Below are 17,284 nucleotides of genomic sequence, written 5' to 3' on the forward strand. Positions count from 1 at the left end.
AATGGATGCTCAACTGAAGGTAGAGGATCTACATGTTGGTTTTAAACAGAAGAAAAGTTCTGTAAATATATTAAACGGTGTTTCGTTTCAAGTGTATAAAGGAGAGACGTTGTGTATTGTTGGTGAGTCCGGTTGTGGGAAAAGCTTAACTTCTTTATCCATTATGGGCTTACTACCGAAGCAAGGAGAGGTTCAAGGCGGCAAAATCGAATTTGAAGGAGAAAATTTAGTACAGAAAAATATGAAACAGATGAGCCGACTTCGTGGAAATGATCTATCGATGATTTTCCAAGAACCAATGACGTCACTTAATCCTGTGCATACTGTTGGGAAACAAGTAGCAGAAGTAGTGAGGACGCACAGACAAGTAGGCAAGAAAGAAGCTTATTCTCGTGCTTTAGAAATGTTCGAATTAGTAGGGATTCCTTCTCCGGCGGAACGTCTTCATAACTATCCGCATGAATTGAGTGGCGGGATGCGGCAGCGGGTTATGATTGCAATGGCTTTAGCTTGCAATCCCAAATTACTAATTGCAGACGAGCCGACAACTGCGCTGGATGTAACGATACAAGCGCAAATTCTTGAGCTATTAAATGACATTAAAGCAGAAAGACAGATGTCGATTATGATGATCACTCATGATTTAGGGGTGGTATCTGAAGTGGCTGATCGAGTCCTAGTTATGTATGCGGGAGAAGTAATTGAATGTGCAAATAATAGGCAATTATTTAATAATCCACAGCATCCATATACACAAGGGTTAATTGCATCGATTCCTAAGTTGAAAGAAGAGAAGGACGAGCTTCCGATTATCGAGGGGTCTGTTCCAAGTCCTGAAAAGATGCCTAAAGGATGTCGCTTCTCTACTCGGTGCCCATTTGCCAAACAAGAGTGCTTAACGGATTCCCCACCACTTCAGGAAGCGGAAGAACATACCGTTCGTTGCTGGATGCATACCGATCGTTGGGAAGAGATGACACCGTGGAAAGGGGTGGATGAAGATGGACGTGAAGCAACCGAACAAGATCTTATTAGAAGTTAATGGACTGAAAAAATACTTTTCTACTGGTGGTGGAATGTTAAAGAAAAAACAACAGGTGAAAGCAGTAGATGACATGACTTTCACTGTAAAAGAAGGAGAGACCCTCGGAATCGTTGGAGAGTCTGGTTGTGGCAAGTCGACGATGGGACGGACGTTATTAAGGTTGCAACATCCTACTGCTGGAGAAGTAATTTATAACGGGCAAGACATCGCTAAGCTTAAAAATAAAGATTTACGCAAACTTAGAAAGGATATTCAAATCATCTTTCAAGATCCATTTGGGTCATTGAATCCTCGGATGACTGTCGGTGCCATGCTTTCTGAAATTGTTCGTACGCATGATATTGTATCTAAAAAGGAAGAGAAAAAATATTTAGAAGAGCTATTATTAGAGGTTGGGCTAACGCCAGCTGCCTATTGGAAATATCCGCATGAATTTAGCGGTGGGCAACGGCAGAGAGTCAGTATTGCTCGAGCTTTAGCAGTCCAGCCGAAACTGATCATTTGTGATGAGGCCGTCTCAGCCTTGGATGTATCTGTACAAGCCCAGGTACTTAATTTATTGCAACACTTGAAAAAGAAACACGGCTTGACTTACATTTTCATTTCGCACGATTTATCTGTCGTAAAGCATATAAGTGACCGGGTTGGGGTGATGTATTTAGGGAAGTTGGTGGAGCTTTCAGATAAGCACGATTTGTATGAACGCCCAGCTCATCCTTATACACAGGCCTTATTTTCTGCTATTCCTGATATTACAGAAGAGAAGCAAGAAAGAATTGTGCTGAAAGGCGATGTTCCAAGTCCGCTTCATATCCCGAGTGGCTGTAGGTTCCACACGAGGTGTCCGTTAGCAACAGATAAATGTGTGGAAGAGGCACCGGTGTTTGAACAGGTTCGTGATGGCCATTATGCAGCTTGTCATTATGCGGAGTGAACTAATCCTTATCAAATAAAAATTCCTCTTCATTGCTCAAATTTAATAATAATGGGGTAGCACTTAATGTTGCGATGATAAGGAACACAGCAAACGCAATGGTAGCAGTCAGTGATAAATCTATAATTTGCGGAAGGAAAATAACGAAAACAAGCATGATCGGTGTGTAAATCATAAAACGTTTATGTGTTTGTTTTGACGTGTACTGAGCTTGTTGGCAGTGCGGGCAAGTCATACGTGTATCTAGAATCATACTTGCCTTCATTGTTTCTTTCCAACTCCATTCAGTATGGCAATTTTGACAGGTTGGCATGGTAGGAGCTCCTTTTTGTAATGAATTATTTCTATAAAGTTTAGCAAATGTTTCTAAGTTTCACAAAATGAAAAATTTTAAATATTCAGGTAAGATGAAAAGATAGAAAATAGTAAGATCGAGTACGCTCATGGATTTCAACAAAGCTATGTGAAAAGGAGTTGTTTGGATGAATCACGGAAATCATACGATCCACAAGCATTGCCACCACACGGTTTGGGATAAAAACTTGAAGCCAGTGACTTCTGTTGCTCCAGGAGAGAGTGTTCATTTCGAGGTGCATGATGCCTCTGGCGGTCAATTATCGCAGCAGTCGACTGCAGTTGATGTCCCGAACTTAGATTTCTCAAAAGTAAATCCAGTAACTGGCCCTGTCTATGTCGAAGGTGCAGAACCTGGAGATACGTTAGAAGTTGAAATTGAACATTTTGGAACAATGAGTTGGGGGTGGACAGCAATCATTCCTGGATTTGGACTGTTGAACGAACAATTTTCTGATCCTTATTTAAAGGTGTGGGACCTCAACAACCAACAAATCGCAAAGTTCGCAGATGGAATTGAGATCCCGACTAAGCCATTCCCCGGAACAATCGGCGTTGCCCTTCCAGAAGATGGCGAGCATAGTGTCGTACCTCCGCGGAAAAATGGTGGGAACATGGACATTCGTCATCTAACGAAGGGTACGAGATTGCTTCTACCTGTCTGGGTCGATGGTGCTTTATTTTCAGTTGGCGATACCCATGCGGCTCAAGGGGACGGGGAAGTTTGCGGGACAGCTATTGAAGCACCCATGGAAATCCAACTGAAGTTCAAGCTTCATAAAGGAAAGTCGATTAAAGAACCACGCTTTATAACACCCGGTCCATTAACAACGGATCTAGATGAAAAAGGGTATTATGTAACGACAGGTCATAGTGATGATTTAATGACTGCATCTAAAAAAGCAGTCGAGTACATGATTGAACATCTCGGGGAAACATATGGTTTGAGCGATCAAGAAGCATATGCGCTATCCAGTGTTGCAGTCGATTTGAAAATCAGTGAAATTGTAGATGTTCCGAATTATCTTGTTTCTGCTTATTTGCCACAGAAGATATTTAAATAAAACATGAAAAAGCATGAAGCTATTTCACGAGCTTCATGCTTTTTTGTGTTTATTTGACTGAATTAGTCTTGAACAGTAAGCTCCCCATGGATGATTTGAAGCTTGCCAGGCATAACTTTGATATTAATCGGCGTGTTCAAATACACTTCCCCGTCCGTATCCACGTCGTTAGGTGTTTCTGTTTCAATCGTAATTTCTTTTCCTTTTAAAACATCAATTTGTTTGTATTGCTGTGGCTCCTCGTTGTTCATGGAAAACCACTCGCGGATCGCTGCAAGGTTAGAGTCACGAATTGCCAGTACATCTAAATAACCGTCCTGATAAGATATATTTGTATTTGGGAAACGGTGCGTACCGACAGAATAGCCGTTCATGACAAATAAACCAACTGCTTCGGTATCATGTTCTTCTCCGTCGACTTTCAATTTAAATTGAATCGGTTCAAATTCTGAAACGGTTTTGATTGCGCTCCAGAAATAGCTGAGCTTTCCAACTGCACTTTTCTGGTCCGCATCAATGTTTTCAGAAGTATCTGCAATAGCACCGACCCCTGCAAAGTTAAGGAAGTAATCGTCATTGATCTGTGCGACGTCGACTTCATGAAAATTAAGAGTGGCAATCGTCATCGCTGCTTTTCTTAAATTCAATGGCATTCCGAGTGTACGGGCAAAATCATTACAAGTCCCACCTGGTAAAATTGCTACCCGTGGTGGGGTGTCTTGTTTGGCCAGTACATTGATTACTTGGTGAACCGTCCCATCTCCCCCATATACGATAATTAAATCAATGTTTTTGCTGAATTTTTCTACAGATTTCTTTAATTCTTCTACGGAAAAAGTCTGATGAATCGTAATAGTTGGGATTGTTTTCGTTAATATAGGAACAGTTTGTCTAATGACCTTTTCTACTGCTTGAGACTCTTGGTTTCCATTTATTAATAAAACTGCTGATTGTACAGCGCTCATATTCTGCCTCCTAGTATGACTCACAAAATTGTATAGAGTGATTAATGTTTAATGTCACGTATTTTAAGGTATTTAATTAGTATATTACATGAAAAAGGAGCTATAAAAAATGGAAACGATTATTGCTATTCTTTTATATTTATTAGTCGGTGGTTTAATCGGTTGGCTAGCAGGCCTGCTATTAGGTGGTGTTCCTGGTGGAATCATTGGTAACATCATTGCTGGTGTGATCGGTGCATGGATTGGTCACTCCGTTATAGGAACCCAAGGACCAGAATTAATGGGGATCGCAATTTTACCAGCATTAATTGGTGCACTAATTTTTGTAGCAATCTTAAGCTTAATTTTAAAACTCATACGATAGTCACCATAGAATCAGCAGAACCATGTCAGGGGGATATCTCCCTGGCATGGTTTTTCTCTCTGGGTATAGCTAATGGAAATATATTGGCTCGTTATATCTATTTTTGTAATATAAGTAGAAAAATGTTATTTTATGCTATTTCCGGGTAGACAGATAAGTGAATTTTTTTTGACTTTGGAGGCGAAGATATGAATAGTAATAAACTTATTGATTATAAAATATTTATTCCCGCCTTGATTATCGTTGTCGGAATCAGCTTGCAATTTGCTATGTACGAGTCGGAGTCACTCGCGTTGTTAAACCGAGTTTTCGACTATATTGTAGATGTTTTTAGTTGGGGATATTTATGGTACGGAGTGATCTTGGTCATTGCAGGTCTGTATTTATCATTTTCAAAATACGGCCAAGTAGTGCTAGGCGACCCGAATGAGAAACCAAGATTTTCTCTATTCGAATATGCATCGATATTGATCGCGATGGGTGTCGGGTCAACGATCATGCGGACGGGTATGTTGGAATGGACAAATGTAGCCAACGACCCTCCTGCAGGTGTTGAGCCGGGATCTTCAGAAGCTATATTATGGGGTAATGCGTACAGCATGTTCATGTGGAGTTTTCAAGTATTCGCGATCTTTGTCATGATTGCACCAGCTATGGCTTATATTTTACATGTGAAGAAACGACCATTGATGCGGATTTCTGAAGCGAGTCGTGTCGTGTTCGGGGATAAGTTCACAGATGGATTCGGCGGTCGACTGTTGGATGTCTTATTCCTTGTTAGTATTTTGTCAGGTGCAGCTGTAACACTTGGTCTAGGTGCACCGATTATTACGCATAATATATCCGCTTTATTTAATATAGATGTAACTTTCATGCTGACATTAGCAGTAACGGTTGTTTGGGTGGTGCTTTTCTCAATCAGTGCCTATGTCGGTATTGAAAAAGGGATTAAACGTTTAAGTACGTTAAATATGTATTTAGCAGGAATATTCGGCCTGTTTATTTTAATCGCCGGACCTGGTGTGTTTATTTTAAATTACTTCACTGATAGTGTGTCGCACTTAGCATCGAATTATTTAACGATGTCACTCAATACGGATTCCGTTTATGAAGGTGGCGCGTCGCATATTCAAAGTAACACTGTCTTTTGGTTCGCTTACAGTGCAACTTGGGCAATGCTTCACAGTGTGTTTGCGGCGAAAATTTCGCAAGGTCGTACGATTAAAGAGATGATTTTAACTTATTTCATGGCACCAACTGTATTGTCCTGGATTGCAACAGGAGTATTAGGCGGCCTAGGAGTACATCGCTATCTTGAAGGTGATATGGGAATCCTTGACTATGTAGAAAATAACGAGCAAATGTCAGCAATTCCAGAAATCCTAGGAACGCTGCCACTTGGTCAAGTAGCGATTGTTGCGTTCATGATCATAGCCTTGATCTTCTTGACGACAACACTCGACTCAACCACGTATACAATCGCAGCGTATACGAGTACAAAAGACATGAGTAAGAACGAACCATCCGGCTTACTGCGTGTAATCAGTGCGGCAGTCATCGCTGGATTAGCTTTAGTACTCATGCAAATCGGTGGCCTACCACCACTCGAAGTCGTCTCCGGCTTAATGGGACTGCCGATCATCGCGATTCAGTTCATCCTGATCTACGCAGCCATTAAGATGATCGACCAAGACGAAGCATGGAAACACAATGTAAGGAAATAGATTAGAAGTTTGCCTCCTATACGTGGATATAGGAGGCTTTTCTGTTGGTTGAGTATGGAGTGCGATTGGGTAAGCGCTCAAACGGAAGCAGTCACGGATTTCTATAGTCCCGTTATCAGATTCTATACGCTCATTATCGAAATCTACAGTCCCATTATAAAATTCTATACGCCCATTACGGAATACCACCATTTCGAGACAATGTTCTACTCATTATTTAAAAAGTTCTACTGATTATGCGAGAGGTTCTACTCATTATTTAAAATGTTCTACTCATTATCCTAAATGTTCTACTGATTACGAGAAAACTTCTATTCATTAACATGCATTTACATTGTGATCAGTAAAAATAAAATTCTTATTATAAATGTAGCTATTCAAGTCGCATTATTCTACTTTTTGTGGTAGTATAAGTGAAAATAATTGATGAATGTAAAGTGGAGGGGATCTAGATGGTTCAATATGATGCACAGTATTATCCGTATGCTTCTCGACGTAATGTCGTCTATGGTCGTGAAGGGATGGTTGCGACTTCACAACCATTAGCGGCACAAGCGGGGCTTGAAATCCTTAAAAAAGGTGGCAATGCAATTGATGCGGCGATTGCTACAGCAGCGGCACTTACGGTAGTGGAGCCGACGTCAAACGGAATTGGCTCGGATGCGTTTGCACTTGTTTGGGTCGATGGGGAAATGCATGGTTTGAACGCGAGTGGACATGCACCGAAAAATATTTCCGTAGAAAAGTTAAAAGAAGCGGGATACAAAGAAATGCCAACATTCGGGAAAGTTCCGGTAACCGTACCTGGGACGCCTGCTGGTTGGGCAGAACTTTCTAAAAAGTTTGGCAAGCTCCCATTAACTGAGGTAATGGCACCGGCAATTGCTTATGCAGAAGATGGTTATCCAGTATCGCCAACGCTAGGATTTCATTGGCAAGCAGCCTACAAAAAATTCAAAGAAATTTTCCAAGATGACATCTACCAAAGTTGGTTCGACACGTTTGCACCAAAAGGCAAAGCGCCACAGGTAGGGGAAATGTGGAAGTCACCTGGCCATGCGCGTACGTTAAAAGCAATCGCAGAAACCAATGCGGAATCATTTTATAAAGGGGAACTTGCTAAGGAGATCGCTGACTATTTCAGAAAGCACGACGGATATCTAACGAAAGAAGATCTCGAAAGCTATCAACCACAATGGGTAGATCCTATTAAAGTGAATTATCGTGGGTACGATGTGTGGGAAATTCCGCCGAATGGGCAAGGGATGATTGCTCAAATGGCCTTAAATATTTTAAAAGGGTATGAGTTTACGGAAAAAGAAACAGTGGATACGTACCACAAACAAATTGAAGCAATGAAACTAGCATTCTCAGACGGGTTAAAATATATTACCGAACAAAAAGAAATGGACGCTTCTGTAGAAGGAATGCTTTCAGATGAGTATGCAGATGAGCGTAGAGAGTTAATTGGCGAGCACGCACTCACACCAGAAGCGGGAGAACCACCGCGTGGAGGCACTGTTTACCTGTCTACTGCAGATGGGGAAGGGAATATGGTGTCGTTTATCCAAAGTAATTACATGGGCTTCGGATCTGGAGTTGTCATTCCTAATACAGGAATCGCGATGCAAAATCGTGGGCACACCTTCTCGTTTGACCCAGATCACGCAAATAGCTTAGAACCTGGTAAGCAAACGTTCCATACAATTATTCCAGGATTTTTATCAAAAGGTGCGGATCCAGTAGGGCCATTTGGGGTCATGGGTGGATTCATGCAGCCACAGGGCCACGCACAAGTTGTTATGAGCACAGTTGATTTTCACCTGAACCCACAAGCGGCACTCGATGCTCCGAGGTGGCAATGGATGGAAGGGAAAACAGTGAAAGTAGATCCATCCTTCCCTGAACACATTGCGCAAGCCTTACAACGCAAAGGGCACCAGATTCAACGTACGCTTTACCATAGTGAATTCGGACGCGGCCAAATCATTTGGCGAGACCCGGAAACCGGCGTATTAGCAGGAGGAACGGAACCACGAACAGATGGGGACATTGCAGCTTGGTAAGAAGGACCAAATAAAAAAAAGGCTTACTTACAAATAAATGTAAGTAAGCCTAACTTATCCTTTAAAGCTTCAACCCTGTACGACTCTTGAAACGACGTAAAAGTATGTGACTTTCCACACGAGTAATGCCATCTAATGCATACAACTCTTCATTGATAAATTGCTCTAACTTATGAAAATCTTCTACCAGAACATGGGTATGCAACGTGCTTGGTCCAGTCATTTGATAACAACTTGCAACTTTCGGATTCTCTGCAAGCTTTTCTGCTACATAGACAAGTGCATTCGGTTCGCAATCAACATTGAAAAAGGCAGAAACTCCTTTTCCGACCTTTTCAGAATTAATCACGACGCTAAACTTCTCAATGACACCAGCTTCTTGCATTTGGGTAATACGATCGCGAACTGCTACACGAGATAACCCTAGCTCTTTAGCGAGGTCGACATAGGAAATACGCGCCTGATCACTTAAAATATTTAAAATTCTCAAATCTGTATCCGTTAACTTCATTTAGACACCACACTCAATTAGTTTTCGTTAGCTTACATTATAAAAGAAAACTCGCAAAATGTCATATATCGGATATAAAAGTGCAATAGAAAGAGTGGTACAAGTGAACTTTCAACTACAAAAAGATATTTTTATTAGCTTTTTCCGTGCGGGAATGCTCGGCTATGGTGGCGGCCCCGCAACTATTCCACTCGTTCACAAAGAAGTGGTAGATACGTATAAGTGGATGGATGATGAAGAATTTTCCGATGTACTCGCAATCGGCAATACACTCCCGGGTCCGATTATGACAAAAATGGCAGGTTATATCGGTTACCGAGTTGGTGGCTATACTGGCATGACAAATGCTTTAGCAGCAACAATCCTGCCAACTGTCGTCATCATGATTGCGCTGATTAGTTTTTTAGTTAGTTTCCGCGATTCGCCTATAGTCGAAGGGATGACGAATTCGATTGCACCAGTTGTTGGTGTGATGTTATTCATGCTAGCTTTTAACTTTTTGCGTAGTTCAAAAAAAGATCTCGGTTGGGGATTAGCCATTGGACTCGGAGTGGTCAGCTTAATTGCCTTTGAACTTGTCGGACTCCACCCAGCGATCCTAATTGGAGCAATCATTATTTATGCATTAGTTAAAAAAACTCCTTCAAAGCAAACAAAGGAGGGTGAATCATGATCGAATATTGGCATATATTTTTGGCCTTTTTCATACCAGGAATTGTCGGGTACGGTGGTGGTCCAGCTTCTATTCCGTTAGTAGAATATGAAGTCGTCCAACGATACGAATGGATGACGACCTCGGAATTCGGGGAAGTTCTTGCTTTAGGAAATGCCTTACCAGGACCAATCGCTACGAAAATGGCGGGGTATATAGGCTATGATGTCGGCGGAGTCCTCGGTGCAATCGTTGCCGTATCTGCTACAGTTCTTCCATCTTTAATCGCAATGATTATCTTATTAAAGCTATTATTAAAATTTAAAGATTCACCGAAAATAAAACGCATGACGGCCTTAATCAGACCAGCAATCGCAATTTTATTAGCAGTCTTAGCCTACCAATTCTTCGCTACCTCCTATGAAGGAGCTGGCTTAGTTCAGACATTAATCTTAATTGCTGCAAGCTTTTTCTTATTGGAAAGATGGAACATACACCCTGCTTTCGTCATCATTGGTGCACTAACGTATGGAGCCGTTTTCTTATCTTAATTTCATGGTAAAAAGGAGCAATGAAATGAACCCGATCTTAATTGATTTTCCGCATGAATTTGAAACCGATCGACTACTGATTCGAATGCCCAAACCAGGTGATGGCAAGGTAATGTATGAGTCCTTGCAAGCTTCCTTAGAAGAGCTCAAACCTTGGATGGCTTTTGCACATATCGACCAAACATTAGACGATGTAGAGGCAAATATTCGAGAGGCCCATATTAAATTTTTAAAAAGAGAAGACCTCAGATGGTTAGTTTTCCTGAAAGAAACTGGCGAATTAATTTGTTCTTCCGGATTGCATCGTTTTGACTGGAAAGTTCGGAAATTTGAAATCGGTTATTGGACCGATAGTCGTCATACAGGAAAGGGATACACGACAGAGGCAGTGGAAGGCATTACTGCATTCGCTTTTAATGAACTGCAGGCAAATCGAGTGGAAATTCGCTGTGATGATTTAAATGTAAGAAGTAAAGCCATTCCCGAGAGGCTTGGTTTTACATTAGAAGGCACACTTCGAAACGATGACCTTGCCTTAAATGGAGAAGACCTTCGCGACACATGCATCTATGCGAAGGTGAAGAGGTAAGAAGAGTGACGAATGGTGAGTCGGGTTATGCCGGCATAGAGTCCCCGTTCACCCGTAAATCCTTTCCTTTGCCGGCAAGCCACACTTTTTGCCGGCAAATAATTTTTTTCACCTGAAAGCCCTCACCGTATGCCGGCATCCAGATTTTTCTGCCCGAATTCAATCCTTTTCTAATCTAAAAAAAGCTAGAGACTATCAAAATCTCTAGCTTTCTTCATCTATATCTAATCCATATACTCCTCTACCAATTCATAACACCTTTCCTCTGTCACATTGGCAAGCACACTAACGTATTCTAATTGCTCCTGGGTACCGCCTTCATATTCTAGTGATGCTTCTAATGCGCGTTCATCCCTTTTTTCAATCCAATCTCGCTGTTCTTCTCTTAATTGTTCCATTTCTTCAGATGTAAGCTCTTCAGTTAGTACACCGTAAATTTCATTCAACAATTCATCCCACAATTCCCATCTATCATTTTCGACTTTTTTCAACGCATAAGTAGAAGAGTCCGTTGCTTCTAAATTTTCCGTTTTATTTTTTGTTTCCTCTAATTTTTCCAGATACTCTTCTTTAAAATTTCCTTGTGATTGATCGGATGTGTTTTCCTCTTTTGATTCACTATTTGAAGTTTCCTCGGACGAACCGGAATCGCTGTTTGTTGAACTGGTGCTGTCATCTTTATGCTCTGATTCCGTTTCTTCTTGACCGGAATCATCTGAACTTGGAGACCCCTCCTCTTGTGATTGACTGTTGGATGCATCAGAAGCATCTCCACATGCTGCTAAGAATAATGTAATGATTAGTATAAAAAATGTTCTTTTATATGTAATGAATAACCCTCCTTCCTATTAAATGAATAAAATAAACATGGCGACTCCAAGTGTAAAAATGGTCGATACAACCAAAAGTCCAAAATATTTCTTCTTACCGGCAAGGAACATATCGATCACTTCTACGGTGTTCGATAACCCTAACGAAAGTAGCATCCAGAAGAGTAATGATTGCTGTGGATCACCAGATGGATTTGTGTACCCTAATAATGCTGATGTAGACACGTATATTACTCGCAAGGCAAAGTAGATCGTTAATACACTAAATACTGCTTTTAAAAGGAAGAGTACCTTATTGCTGTTATTGAATTTTTCTCGTAACGTACTTACCATGTTCAACTTAACCTCACCCCCTAAAACCTATTATAAAATAAGTGACAATAACATCTAAAAAATCCAAACTAAACCGCTATACTGTGAAACTTTTGTGACAAAAATACGCTGTTACATACACGCGTTATTACATTAAAGCTCTGAAAACCGCACCACAAGCGCAAATCTATAGTATTAAGTAGCATTTAAGAGAAATACACCGTTTATAACAGTATGAACTTTTTATATTGCAATAAGCGTAATATATGATACTATATAGAAGGAATTGATGATATATCAAGATTATTTTTCACTGGAAAGGGGTAGATGTTGATGACAACGTCACTAATTATTGTTTCTACAGCTGTACTATTCTTTTTAGCTACGATGTACTTCGTTGATAGTGTTGTATCTCGTTTCAAAAAGAAGAAGTCAGGTCTACGCCTAGAGCCAGTTCATGCAGAAGCTGAAATGGATCTAGCACACCGCTAAATAGAGAAAAACTGTGCTTCATACTATTTAAAATAGATGAAACATCGCTCAAGCCGTTAGCTTAATCTTAAGCTGATGGCTCTTTTATTTTTCCAATCGGTGTCATAAAATAAACCATTAAACTAGCAAGGTTTAATCCAATAATCCCAACCCCCATATATGATGAAGTGGCGTCTCCACCTAAATTTAATTCATCAACAATAATTCCCGTAAAATAAAGCAATTGCATTGTAATAAGTGCCATAAGAAAAGTTAAGGTAATTACCGAGAACCCGTTTAATAATCTTCTGTTAAACTTAGGAATTATCACCGCGAAAAATAAGATCAAGCTCGCTACTAAAATTGTGATGAAAATAGGACGAAGTAGTGTGAACGAACCTGCTGTCTCAAAACTTTCATGTATAAACATACATATTTCTCCTTTCCAAAAAACGTAAATCTTTTCCCCAAGAAGGATTTGAATACAATCTAATAGAATGATAATAAAAAAAGGGGGTTATCTAATTGACGAACGAAATCACATATGCGATTCAAGATTATTATCCAGCTGATTTAGCACACTGTTATGGATGTGGTAAAAATAATGAACAAGGTCTAAAGCTGCGTACAGGCTGGAGTCAAGAGCAGACATTGACCATTTATACCCCTCGTCCAGAGCACACGGCGATTCCGGGATTTGTATATGGTGGGTTGTTGGCATCTTTAATTGATTGTCATGGAACTGGATCTGCGTCACTTGCGCTTCATCGAAAAAATGGTCATGAACCTGAGGACGGAGCGGAGTCACCTAGATTTGTTACTGCTTCACTCGAGGTAAAATATATAAAACCCACTCCCCAAAACACGCCTCTCAAAGCATTCGGCACAGTAAATGAAGTGCATCCAAAGAAATTCAATGTTAATGTGGAAGTATATGCTAACGAAGAAGTAGTGGCGACTGGATTAGTAGTTGCTGCGAAGATGCCTGACTCATTTGGGGGGTAACACACCATGTTAGTAGTCAACCAGATTGTCATTTTTGCTGCGCTTTTAGGTTTAGCAGCCTTGGTTATATATGTTTTAATCGATGTAATCAAACAGAAGAAGCATGTTTATTCGTATTTTCTTATAGCGATCATCGCGATTATTTTGTTTCTGATCGTTCGAATATTAATAGAATTATAACAAATCCCCCCGTTTATCTGAATTTCTTCAAAAGAAAACGGGGGACTATTTTAAGGATTCGAACGATGTTTCAATTCTTTCATTTCAGCTTCTAATTCCTCTACACGACTCTCGAGCCGGTCTGTCCATGTAAACCGAAATTGAAAAGAGCCCATGAAGGCGCTTAGTAAAAATCCAATACCTAAACCTAGCATAACCCCTGCAGCAACTTGGTCGATCCAAAGTCCAACACCAAGACCAACTAGTAAACCACCAGGAATTAGGTAAGTCATTTGACGATTATACATATTCGTTCCCCCTTAATAAGTTCCTTAATTAACCATTTCGACAAGAAAAAAGGAATTCCTTTCTCGTCCATAGAAATTTATTCAGGGATTGCAGAATTTACATCATAGTCTTTAAAATCTAGTTCCGTTTCTTCTGAAGCGACGAACCTTGCTAGTTCCGCTCCCAAATAAGGGCCACTTGTTAGTCCAGATGCACCTAGTCCATTAGCTACATATACATTTTCATATCCTGGGAGGCGACCAATCACGGGTAAGAAACCAGGTGTGTAAGGTCGAAAGCCGACGCGAGTTTCGATTAGCTGACTATTTTCTAATGATGGAGCCACCTCGATTGCTTTCCCGAGAATTTCGTGGATCGCCCCGGCTGTTGCCCGGTAATCAAATTCTTCCGTATCCGTTCGTGTTGCCCCAACGATAATTTTTCCGTGTGCCAAAGAGAGTACATACGAATTATTCGGTGGCATAATCACTGGCCAACCTTCAGAATTGACTTCATCAGGAAGTTGCAGTTGAAGAAGTTGTGCTCGCTGTGATGATACTTCGAAGTTCACATCAAGTGGTTGGATCAATTGTTTCGACCACGCTCCACTCGTATCGATTACTTTATCAGTAGGATTAAAATCACCCTTCACAGAGACCCCTTGAACAGCTCCATTTTCCACAGAAAATCTTGCATCACCCATTTTAATTATAGCTCCATGGCCCCTTGCCGCTTGCAGAAGGGCATCTCGCATTTTTTTTCCATTCACTCGCGCGCCTCCGCTTACAAAAACACTGCCATATGCCTCGTTCACTAAAGGAAATCGCTCACGTGTTTCTTCACTCGTTAAAATTTCGATTTCACCTATTTCTGGTGCGTCTTCTCGTCGTTTCCTTGCTCGCTCCGCCACTTTTTGTAGTTTGTCTTGGTCGGTATGTAGACTTAGCGTCCCGACTTGCCGGTAGCCAGTATCCGTTTGTCCGTCAGCTTCTAACGCTTTCACAAGTTCAGGATAATATCTCGCTCCACCTTTAACCAAGCGGTACCAAGCCTTATTTCTCCGTTGCGAAAGCCAAGGGCAAACGATCCCAGCTGCAGCTTCGGTTGCTTGACCATCATCTTTTCGATCAATTAAAGTTACTTTTTCGCCTTTTTTTGCTAAATGATAAGCAGTAGATGCTCCTAAGATTCCTCCACCAATAATAACAATCATCCTGACACCTCTTTAAAAATTTCTACCTTCAAGCGTAAACGTTATAACTCTACCCGTCTATATATTATACTTAATTATAGAGGAGTGATCTTATGCAACAATTAATTTTTGAAAAATCATGGGAGAAACAACTCGCAGATCGAGACCGGAAGCAGATTGAATCCGAATTTCAATCGTATGAGAAGGGGTCAGGTCAAGTTCAACTGCAGTATTTATGGCATACGACTAATTATAAAAATGAAATTCTTGTTTTTTCTATCATTCATAACTTTACACAAGAACAAATCACCATTGATAACAAGGAAGTTCATTTAACAACAAAAGATGGGCAAGAACACGCACATACCTTTTATGTGCCAGAGCCAATTGAGCCAAGGACCAGTATGCCATGGACATTTATCTTTCCACCAAAAACGGAAGTAGAAGTAGCGAAAGATATGGAACTTCAGTTTAAGTAAACATCCCGCTAACATATTCATAATCATCTCCGTTTTGAAGTCTTGTTTAGGCTTTTCGAACCCAAAGGAGTGATTCGTATGGGAAAAGGTACGTCGATCACGTGTCAAGATTGTTTGTGGACCAGACATTTTTACTTTGGTGTAGGTTTTTCTGATTGTAGTTTGGAAAGTTATCTAGAAGCTCGTGAATCTCCTTTGCTTCCGGTGGTGAAAGACCTAATCGTGAAGCATGGAAAAGGCAAAGAGGAAGTTTATGATGACGCAGTTGCTACTTGTCGGGAGTGTGCAGCTATTTGGGAAACGGAATTTATTTATGTGATGTGGGAAGATGCATTCCATTATAGCTACCCAGATCAATGTCCAACGTGTGTAAGTAAACAATTAGAAGTGCTAGATGAAAGTTTGTTTGAATCTATGGTGAAAGAGCAGCGGCTTGTTTGTCCATTATGCAAAAGCCATCAATTAAAAATATCATCAAGAATGTTGTGGGATTAGGCGTGCTTAGCCTAATCCTTTTTTCTCATTTTAATCCTTTGATGCATACCAGTGCCATAATGTGGGTATCTGATAGGTACAACATAACATCAAGGGGTGAAAGATTTAATGAAAGCATTATTAACAGTTTTAATTAGTATTATGTTCGTTCTAGCAGCTTGTGGAACAGATGATTCTGACTCACAAGATACATCTGACGATACGAATGGGGAAGGCACAGAAGAGACATCAGGCGATGACCTAGATGGAGAAAATGACGATTCCATGGAAGAGGAGCACGGTTCCGAAGAAGATGAAAGTACTTCAGATGAAAGCTCTTCCTCAGATGAAAATGAAGAAGCAAGCTCCGGCGATTCCCAGCGTATCACAGAATTTGATTTAGATATTGAATTTAGTGACGGTGGCGAATGGCAATATGAATATGAGTACAACGACGGTTCTCCTGAAGCTGAAATCGAAAAAGAGAACGGTGACGAAGAAGAACGCGAAGGACAAGAGGCAGTAGATGAAATAGAAGACATGTTTGCGCAAGCAGAATTTCATACCGACATGTCTCAAGAAGAGGCGTTTGACGCTATTTATAACTATTTAGAAATTGGTGAAGACGAAATTGATGAAATCGAAGTAGAAATAGATTTTGAAGATGGTACGCAATTAGATTTTGAACGTGAATAATTTATTTTATGGATCGATAGAAAGGAATGACCGACACAAATGAAGGCACTTTTAACACTACTAGTAAGTATGATGATCGTCTTAACAGCATGTGCAACCGACTCAGAAGAACAAACAGGCGATGATACCGACACAGAACCAGGCGAAGAAGCTGTAGGCGATGATGTCGATGGTAACGATGAAGATGAAGAAGGCGAAACAGAAGAAGTAGACGCTCCACAAGTGAGTGATTTTGAACTTGAAATTTCATTCAACGAAGGCGGCGAATGGTCATATGAATATGAAAGAGATGGCGATTCTGTAGAAGCGGACATGGATCAAGAAGGCGGACCGGAGCAAGAAGGGGAAGACCTTGATGCAGAAGAAGAAATTGAACGCATCCTAAGTGAGGCCAACTTCACACCGGATATGCCTGAAGAAGAAGCGATGAACGCAGTATACAATGCATTGGACATCTCTGAAGGTGATTTAGACGAATTTGATCTACAGATTGAATTCGATGATGGATCGACCTTAGATGTAGAAGAAAGCTTCTAAATTTTACCCCCTTAAATAAAAT

General features: G+C 40.7%; 24 protein-coding genes. 16 read left to right on the forward strand and 8 right to left on the reverse strand.

The features are described from left to right. Position 1 precedes the first annotated feature (1 nt). Positions 2 to 1,042: an ABC transporter ATP-binding protein gene (locus tag G532_RS15290; RefSeq protein ID WP_035513090.1), complete on the forward strand. Its 1,041-nt coding sequence runs from the start codon at positions 2 to 4 to the stop codon at positions 1,040 to 1,042. After that, positions 1,002 to 1,979: an ABC transporter ATP-binding protein gene (locus G532_RS0112175; protein WP_084500755.1), complete on the forward strand. Its 978-nt coding sequence runs from the start codon at positions 1,002 to 1,004 to the stop codon at positions 1,977 to 1,979. Before G532_RS15290 ends, G532_RS0112175 begins: the two co-directional genes overlap by 41 nt. A gap of 1 nt (position 1,980) precedes the next feature. Here G532_RS0112175 and G532_RS0112180 read toward each other — a convergent pair whose 3' ends face one another. Continuing rightward, the gene (locus G532_RS0112180) at positions 1,981 to 2,292 is read right to left on the reverse strand and encodes a TIGR04104 family putative zinc finger protein (RefSeq protein WP_027965039.1); all 312 of its coding nucleotides are present in this window, start codon (positions 2,290 to 2,292) and stop codon (positions 1,981 to 1,983) included. Between the two features lie 169 nt (positions 2,293 to 2,461). On the opposite strand from G532_RS0112180, the gene G532_RS0112185 reads away from it, so the two are divergent. Beyond that, positions 2,462 to 3,397, forward strand: coding sequence for an acetamidase/formamidase family protein (locus tag G532_RS0112185; protein ID WP_027965040.1), 936 nt, complete (start codon positions 2,462 to 2,464; stop codon positions 3,395 to 3,397). A gap of 62 nt (positions 3,398 to 3,459) precedes the next feature. On the opposite strand, the gene G532_RS0112190 is transcribed toward G532_RS0112185, so the two are convergent. Then, entirely contained in the window at positions 3,460 to 4,362 is a 903-nt protein-coding gene (locus tag G532_RS0112190) for a diacylglycerol/lipid kinase family protein (protein WP_027965041.1), read from the reverse strand. 121 nt (positions 4,363 to 4,483) lie between these two features. Here G532_RS0112190 and G532_RS0112195 point away from each other — a divergent pair, with 121 nt between their 5' ends. The 3 genes from G532_RS0112195 to ggt all read left to right on the forward strand — a co-directional run bounded on the left by G532_RS0112195 (position 4,484) and on the right by ggt (position 8,516). Next, the gene (locus G532_RS0112195; protein WP_027965042.1) at positions 4,484 to 4,726 is read left to right on the forward strand and encodes a GlsB/YeaQ/YmgE family stress response membrane protein; all 243 of its coding nucleotides are present in this window, start codon (positions 4,484 to 4,486) and stop codon (positions 4,724 to 4,726) included. A gap of 188 nt (positions 4,727 to 4,914) precedes the next feature. Further along, positions 4,915 to 6,450: a BCCT family transporter gene (locus G532_RS0112200; protein WP_027965043.1), complete on the forward strand. Its 1,536-nt coding sequence runs from the start codon at positions 4,915 to 4,917 to the stop codon at positions 6,448 to 6,450. A gap of 452 nt (positions 6,451 to 6,902) precedes the next feature. Then, on the forward strand, positions 6,903 to 8,516 hold the full coding sequence (ggt, locus tag G532_RS0112205) for a gamma-glutamyltransferase (RefSeq protein WP_027965044.1): 1,614 nt from the start codon (positions 6,903 to 6,905) through the stop codon (positions 8,514 to 8,516). A gap of 61 nt (positions 8,517 to 8,577) precedes the next feature. On the opposite strand, the gene G532_RS0112210 is transcribed toward ggt, so the two are convergent. Next, positions 8,578 to 9,027: an Lrp/AsnC family transcriptional regulator gene (locus G532_RS0112210; RefSeq protein ID WP_027965045.1), complete on the reverse strand. Its 450-nt coding sequence runs from the start codon at positions 9,025 to 9,027 to the stop codon at positions 8,578 to 8,580. A gap of 103 nt (positions 9,028 to 9,130) precedes the next feature. Between G532_RS0112210 and G532_RS0112215 the strand changes: the two genes are divergently transcribed. The 3 genes from G532_RS0112215 to G532_RS0112225 are packed head-to-tail and all read left to right on the forward strand — an operon-like array spanning position 9,131 to position 10,819. Beyond that, positions 9,131 to 9,700: a chromate transporter gene (locus G532_RS0112215; protein ID WP_027965046.1), complete on the forward strand. Its 570-nt coding sequence runs from the start codon at positions 9,131 to 9,133 to the stop codon at positions 9,698 to 9,700. Next, a complete protein-coding gene (locus G532_RS0112220; protein WP_027965047.1) occupies positions 9,697 to 10,230 on the forward strand; it encodes a chromate transporter in 534 nt (177 codons plus the stop codon). The genes G532_RS0112215 and G532_RS0112220 overlap by 4 nt, the downstream gene beginning before the upstream one ends. A gap of 25 nt (positions 10,231 to 10,255) precedes the next feature. After that, positions 10,256 to 10,819 (forward strand): GNAT family N-acetyltransferase, encoded by a 564-nt coding sequence (locus tag G532_RS0112225; RefSeq protein WP_027965048.1) that lies wholly within the window; start codon positions 10,256 to 10,258, stop codon positions 10,817 to 10,819. 224 nt (positions 10,820 to 11,043) lie between these two features. Here G532_RS0112225 and G532_RS0112230 read toward each other — a convergent pair whose 3' ends face one another. Both G532_RS0112230 and G532_RS0112235 read right to left on the reverse strand, forming a co-directional pair. Beyond that, a complete protein-coding gene (locus tag G532_RS0112230; RefSeq protein ID WP_027965049.1) occupies positions 11,044 to 11,649 on the reverse strand; it encodes a lysozyme inhibitor LprI family protein in 606 nt (201 codons plus the stop codon). Between the two features lie 18 nt (positions 11,650 to 11,667). Continuing rightward, positions 11,668 to 11,988, reverse strand: coding sequence for a hypothetical protein (locus tag G532_RS0112235; protein ID WP_027965050.1), 321 nt, complete (start codon positions 11,986 to 11,988; stop codon positions 11,668 to 11,670). A 306-nt stretch (positions 11,989 to 12,294) separates the two neighbouring features. On the opposite strand from G532_RS0112235, the gene G532_RS16125 reads away from it, so the two are divergent. Then, a complete protein-coding gene (locus G532_RS16125) occupies positions 12,295 to 12,453 on the forward strand; it encodes a hypothetical protein (RefSeq protein WP_156882591.1) in 159 nt (52 codons plus the stop codon). Positions 12,454 to 12,520: 67 nt separating this feature from the next. Here G532_RS16125 and G532_RS0112245 read toward each other — a convergent pair whose 3' ends face one another. Then, positions 12,521 to 12,862, reverse strand: coding sequence for a hypothetical protein (locus G532_RS0112245; protein WP_027965051.1), 342 nt, complete (start codon positions 12,860 to 12,862; stop codon positions 12,521 to 12,523). 95 nt (positions 12,863 to 12,957) lie between these two features. On the opposite strand from G532_RS0112245, the gene G532_RS0112250 reads away from it, so the two are divergent. Together G532_RS0112250 and G532_RS16130 are read left to right on the forward strand one after the other, a co-directional pair. Next, complete coding sequence (locus G532_RS0112250) at positions 12,958 to 13,437, forward strand: PaaI family thioesterase (protein ID WP_027965052.1); 480 nt, start codon at positions 12,958 to 12,960, stop codon at positions 13,435 to 13,437. A gap of 6 nt (positions 13,438 to 13,443) precedes the next feature. Further along, positions 13,444 to 13,617, forward strand: a complete 174-nt coding sequence (locus tag G532_RS16130) for a hypothetical protein (protein ID WP_156882592.1) — start codon at positions 13,444 to 13,446, stop codon at positions 13,615 to 13,617. Positions 13,618 to 13,667: 50 nt separating this feature from the next. On the opposite strand, the gene G532_RS15295 is transcribed toward G532_RS16130, so the two are convergent. Both G532_RS15295 and G532_RS0112265 read right to left on the reverse strand, forming a co-directional pair. After that, positions 13,668 to 13,904 (reverse strand): hypothetical protein, encoded by a 237-nt coding sequence (locus tag G532_RS15295; RefSeq protein ID WP_035513008.1) that lies wholly within the window; start codon positions 13,902 to 13,904, stop codon positions 13,668 to 13,670. A gap of 77 nt (positions 13,905 to 13,981) precedes the next feature. Continuing rightward, complete coding sequence (locus tag G532_RS0112265; protein WP_027965053.1) at positions 13,982 to 15,097, reverse strand: NAD(P)/FAD-dependent oxidoreductase; 1,116 nt, start codon at positions 15,095 to 15,097, stop codon at positions 13,982 to 13,984. 92 nt (positions 15,098 to 15,189) lie between these two features. On the opposite strand from G532_RS0112265, the gene G532_RS15300 reads away from it, so the two are divergent. The 4 genes from G532_RS15300 (at position 15,190) to G532_RS0112285 (ending at position 17,262) form a co-directional block, all read left to right on the forward strand. Then, positions 15,190 to 15,555: an SLAP domain-containing protein gene (locus G532_RS15300; RefSeq protein ID WP_051189169.1), complete on the forward strand. Its 366-nt coding sequence runs from the start codon at positions 15,190 to 15,192 to the stop codon at positions 15,553 to 15,555. Between the two features lie 78 nt (positions 15,556 to 15,633). Then, the gene (locus tag G532_RS0112275; RefSeq protein WP_027965054.1) at positions 15,634 to 16,050 is read left to right on the forward strand and encodes a hypothetical protein; all 417 of its coding nucleotides are present in this window, start codon (positions 15,634 to 15,636) and stop codon (positions 16,048 to 16,050) included. A 108-nt stretch (positions 16,051 to 16,158) separates the two neighbouring features. Next, the gene (locus G532_RS0112280) at positions 16,159 to 16,725 is read left to right on the forward strand and encodes a YusW family protein (RefSeq protein WP_027965055.1); all 567 of its coding nucleotides are present in this window, start codon (positions 16,159 to 16,161) and stop codon (positions 16,723 to 16,725) included. 39 nt (positions 16,726 to 16,764) lie between these two features. Next, a complete protein-coding gene (locus tag G532_RS0112285) occupies positions 16,765 to 17,262 on the forward strand; it encodes a YusW family protein (RefSeq protein WP_027965056.1) in 498 nt (165 codons plus the stop codon). Positions 17,263 to 17,284: the final 22 nt, after the last annotated feature.

It is taken from the genome of Halalkalibacillus halophilus DSM 18494 (genome assembly GCF_000423105.1).
In the GTDB taxonomy this organism is placed as follows: domain Bacteria; phylum Bacillota; class Bacilli; order Bacillales; family Alkalibacillaceae; genus Halalkalibacillus; species Halalkalibacillus halophilus.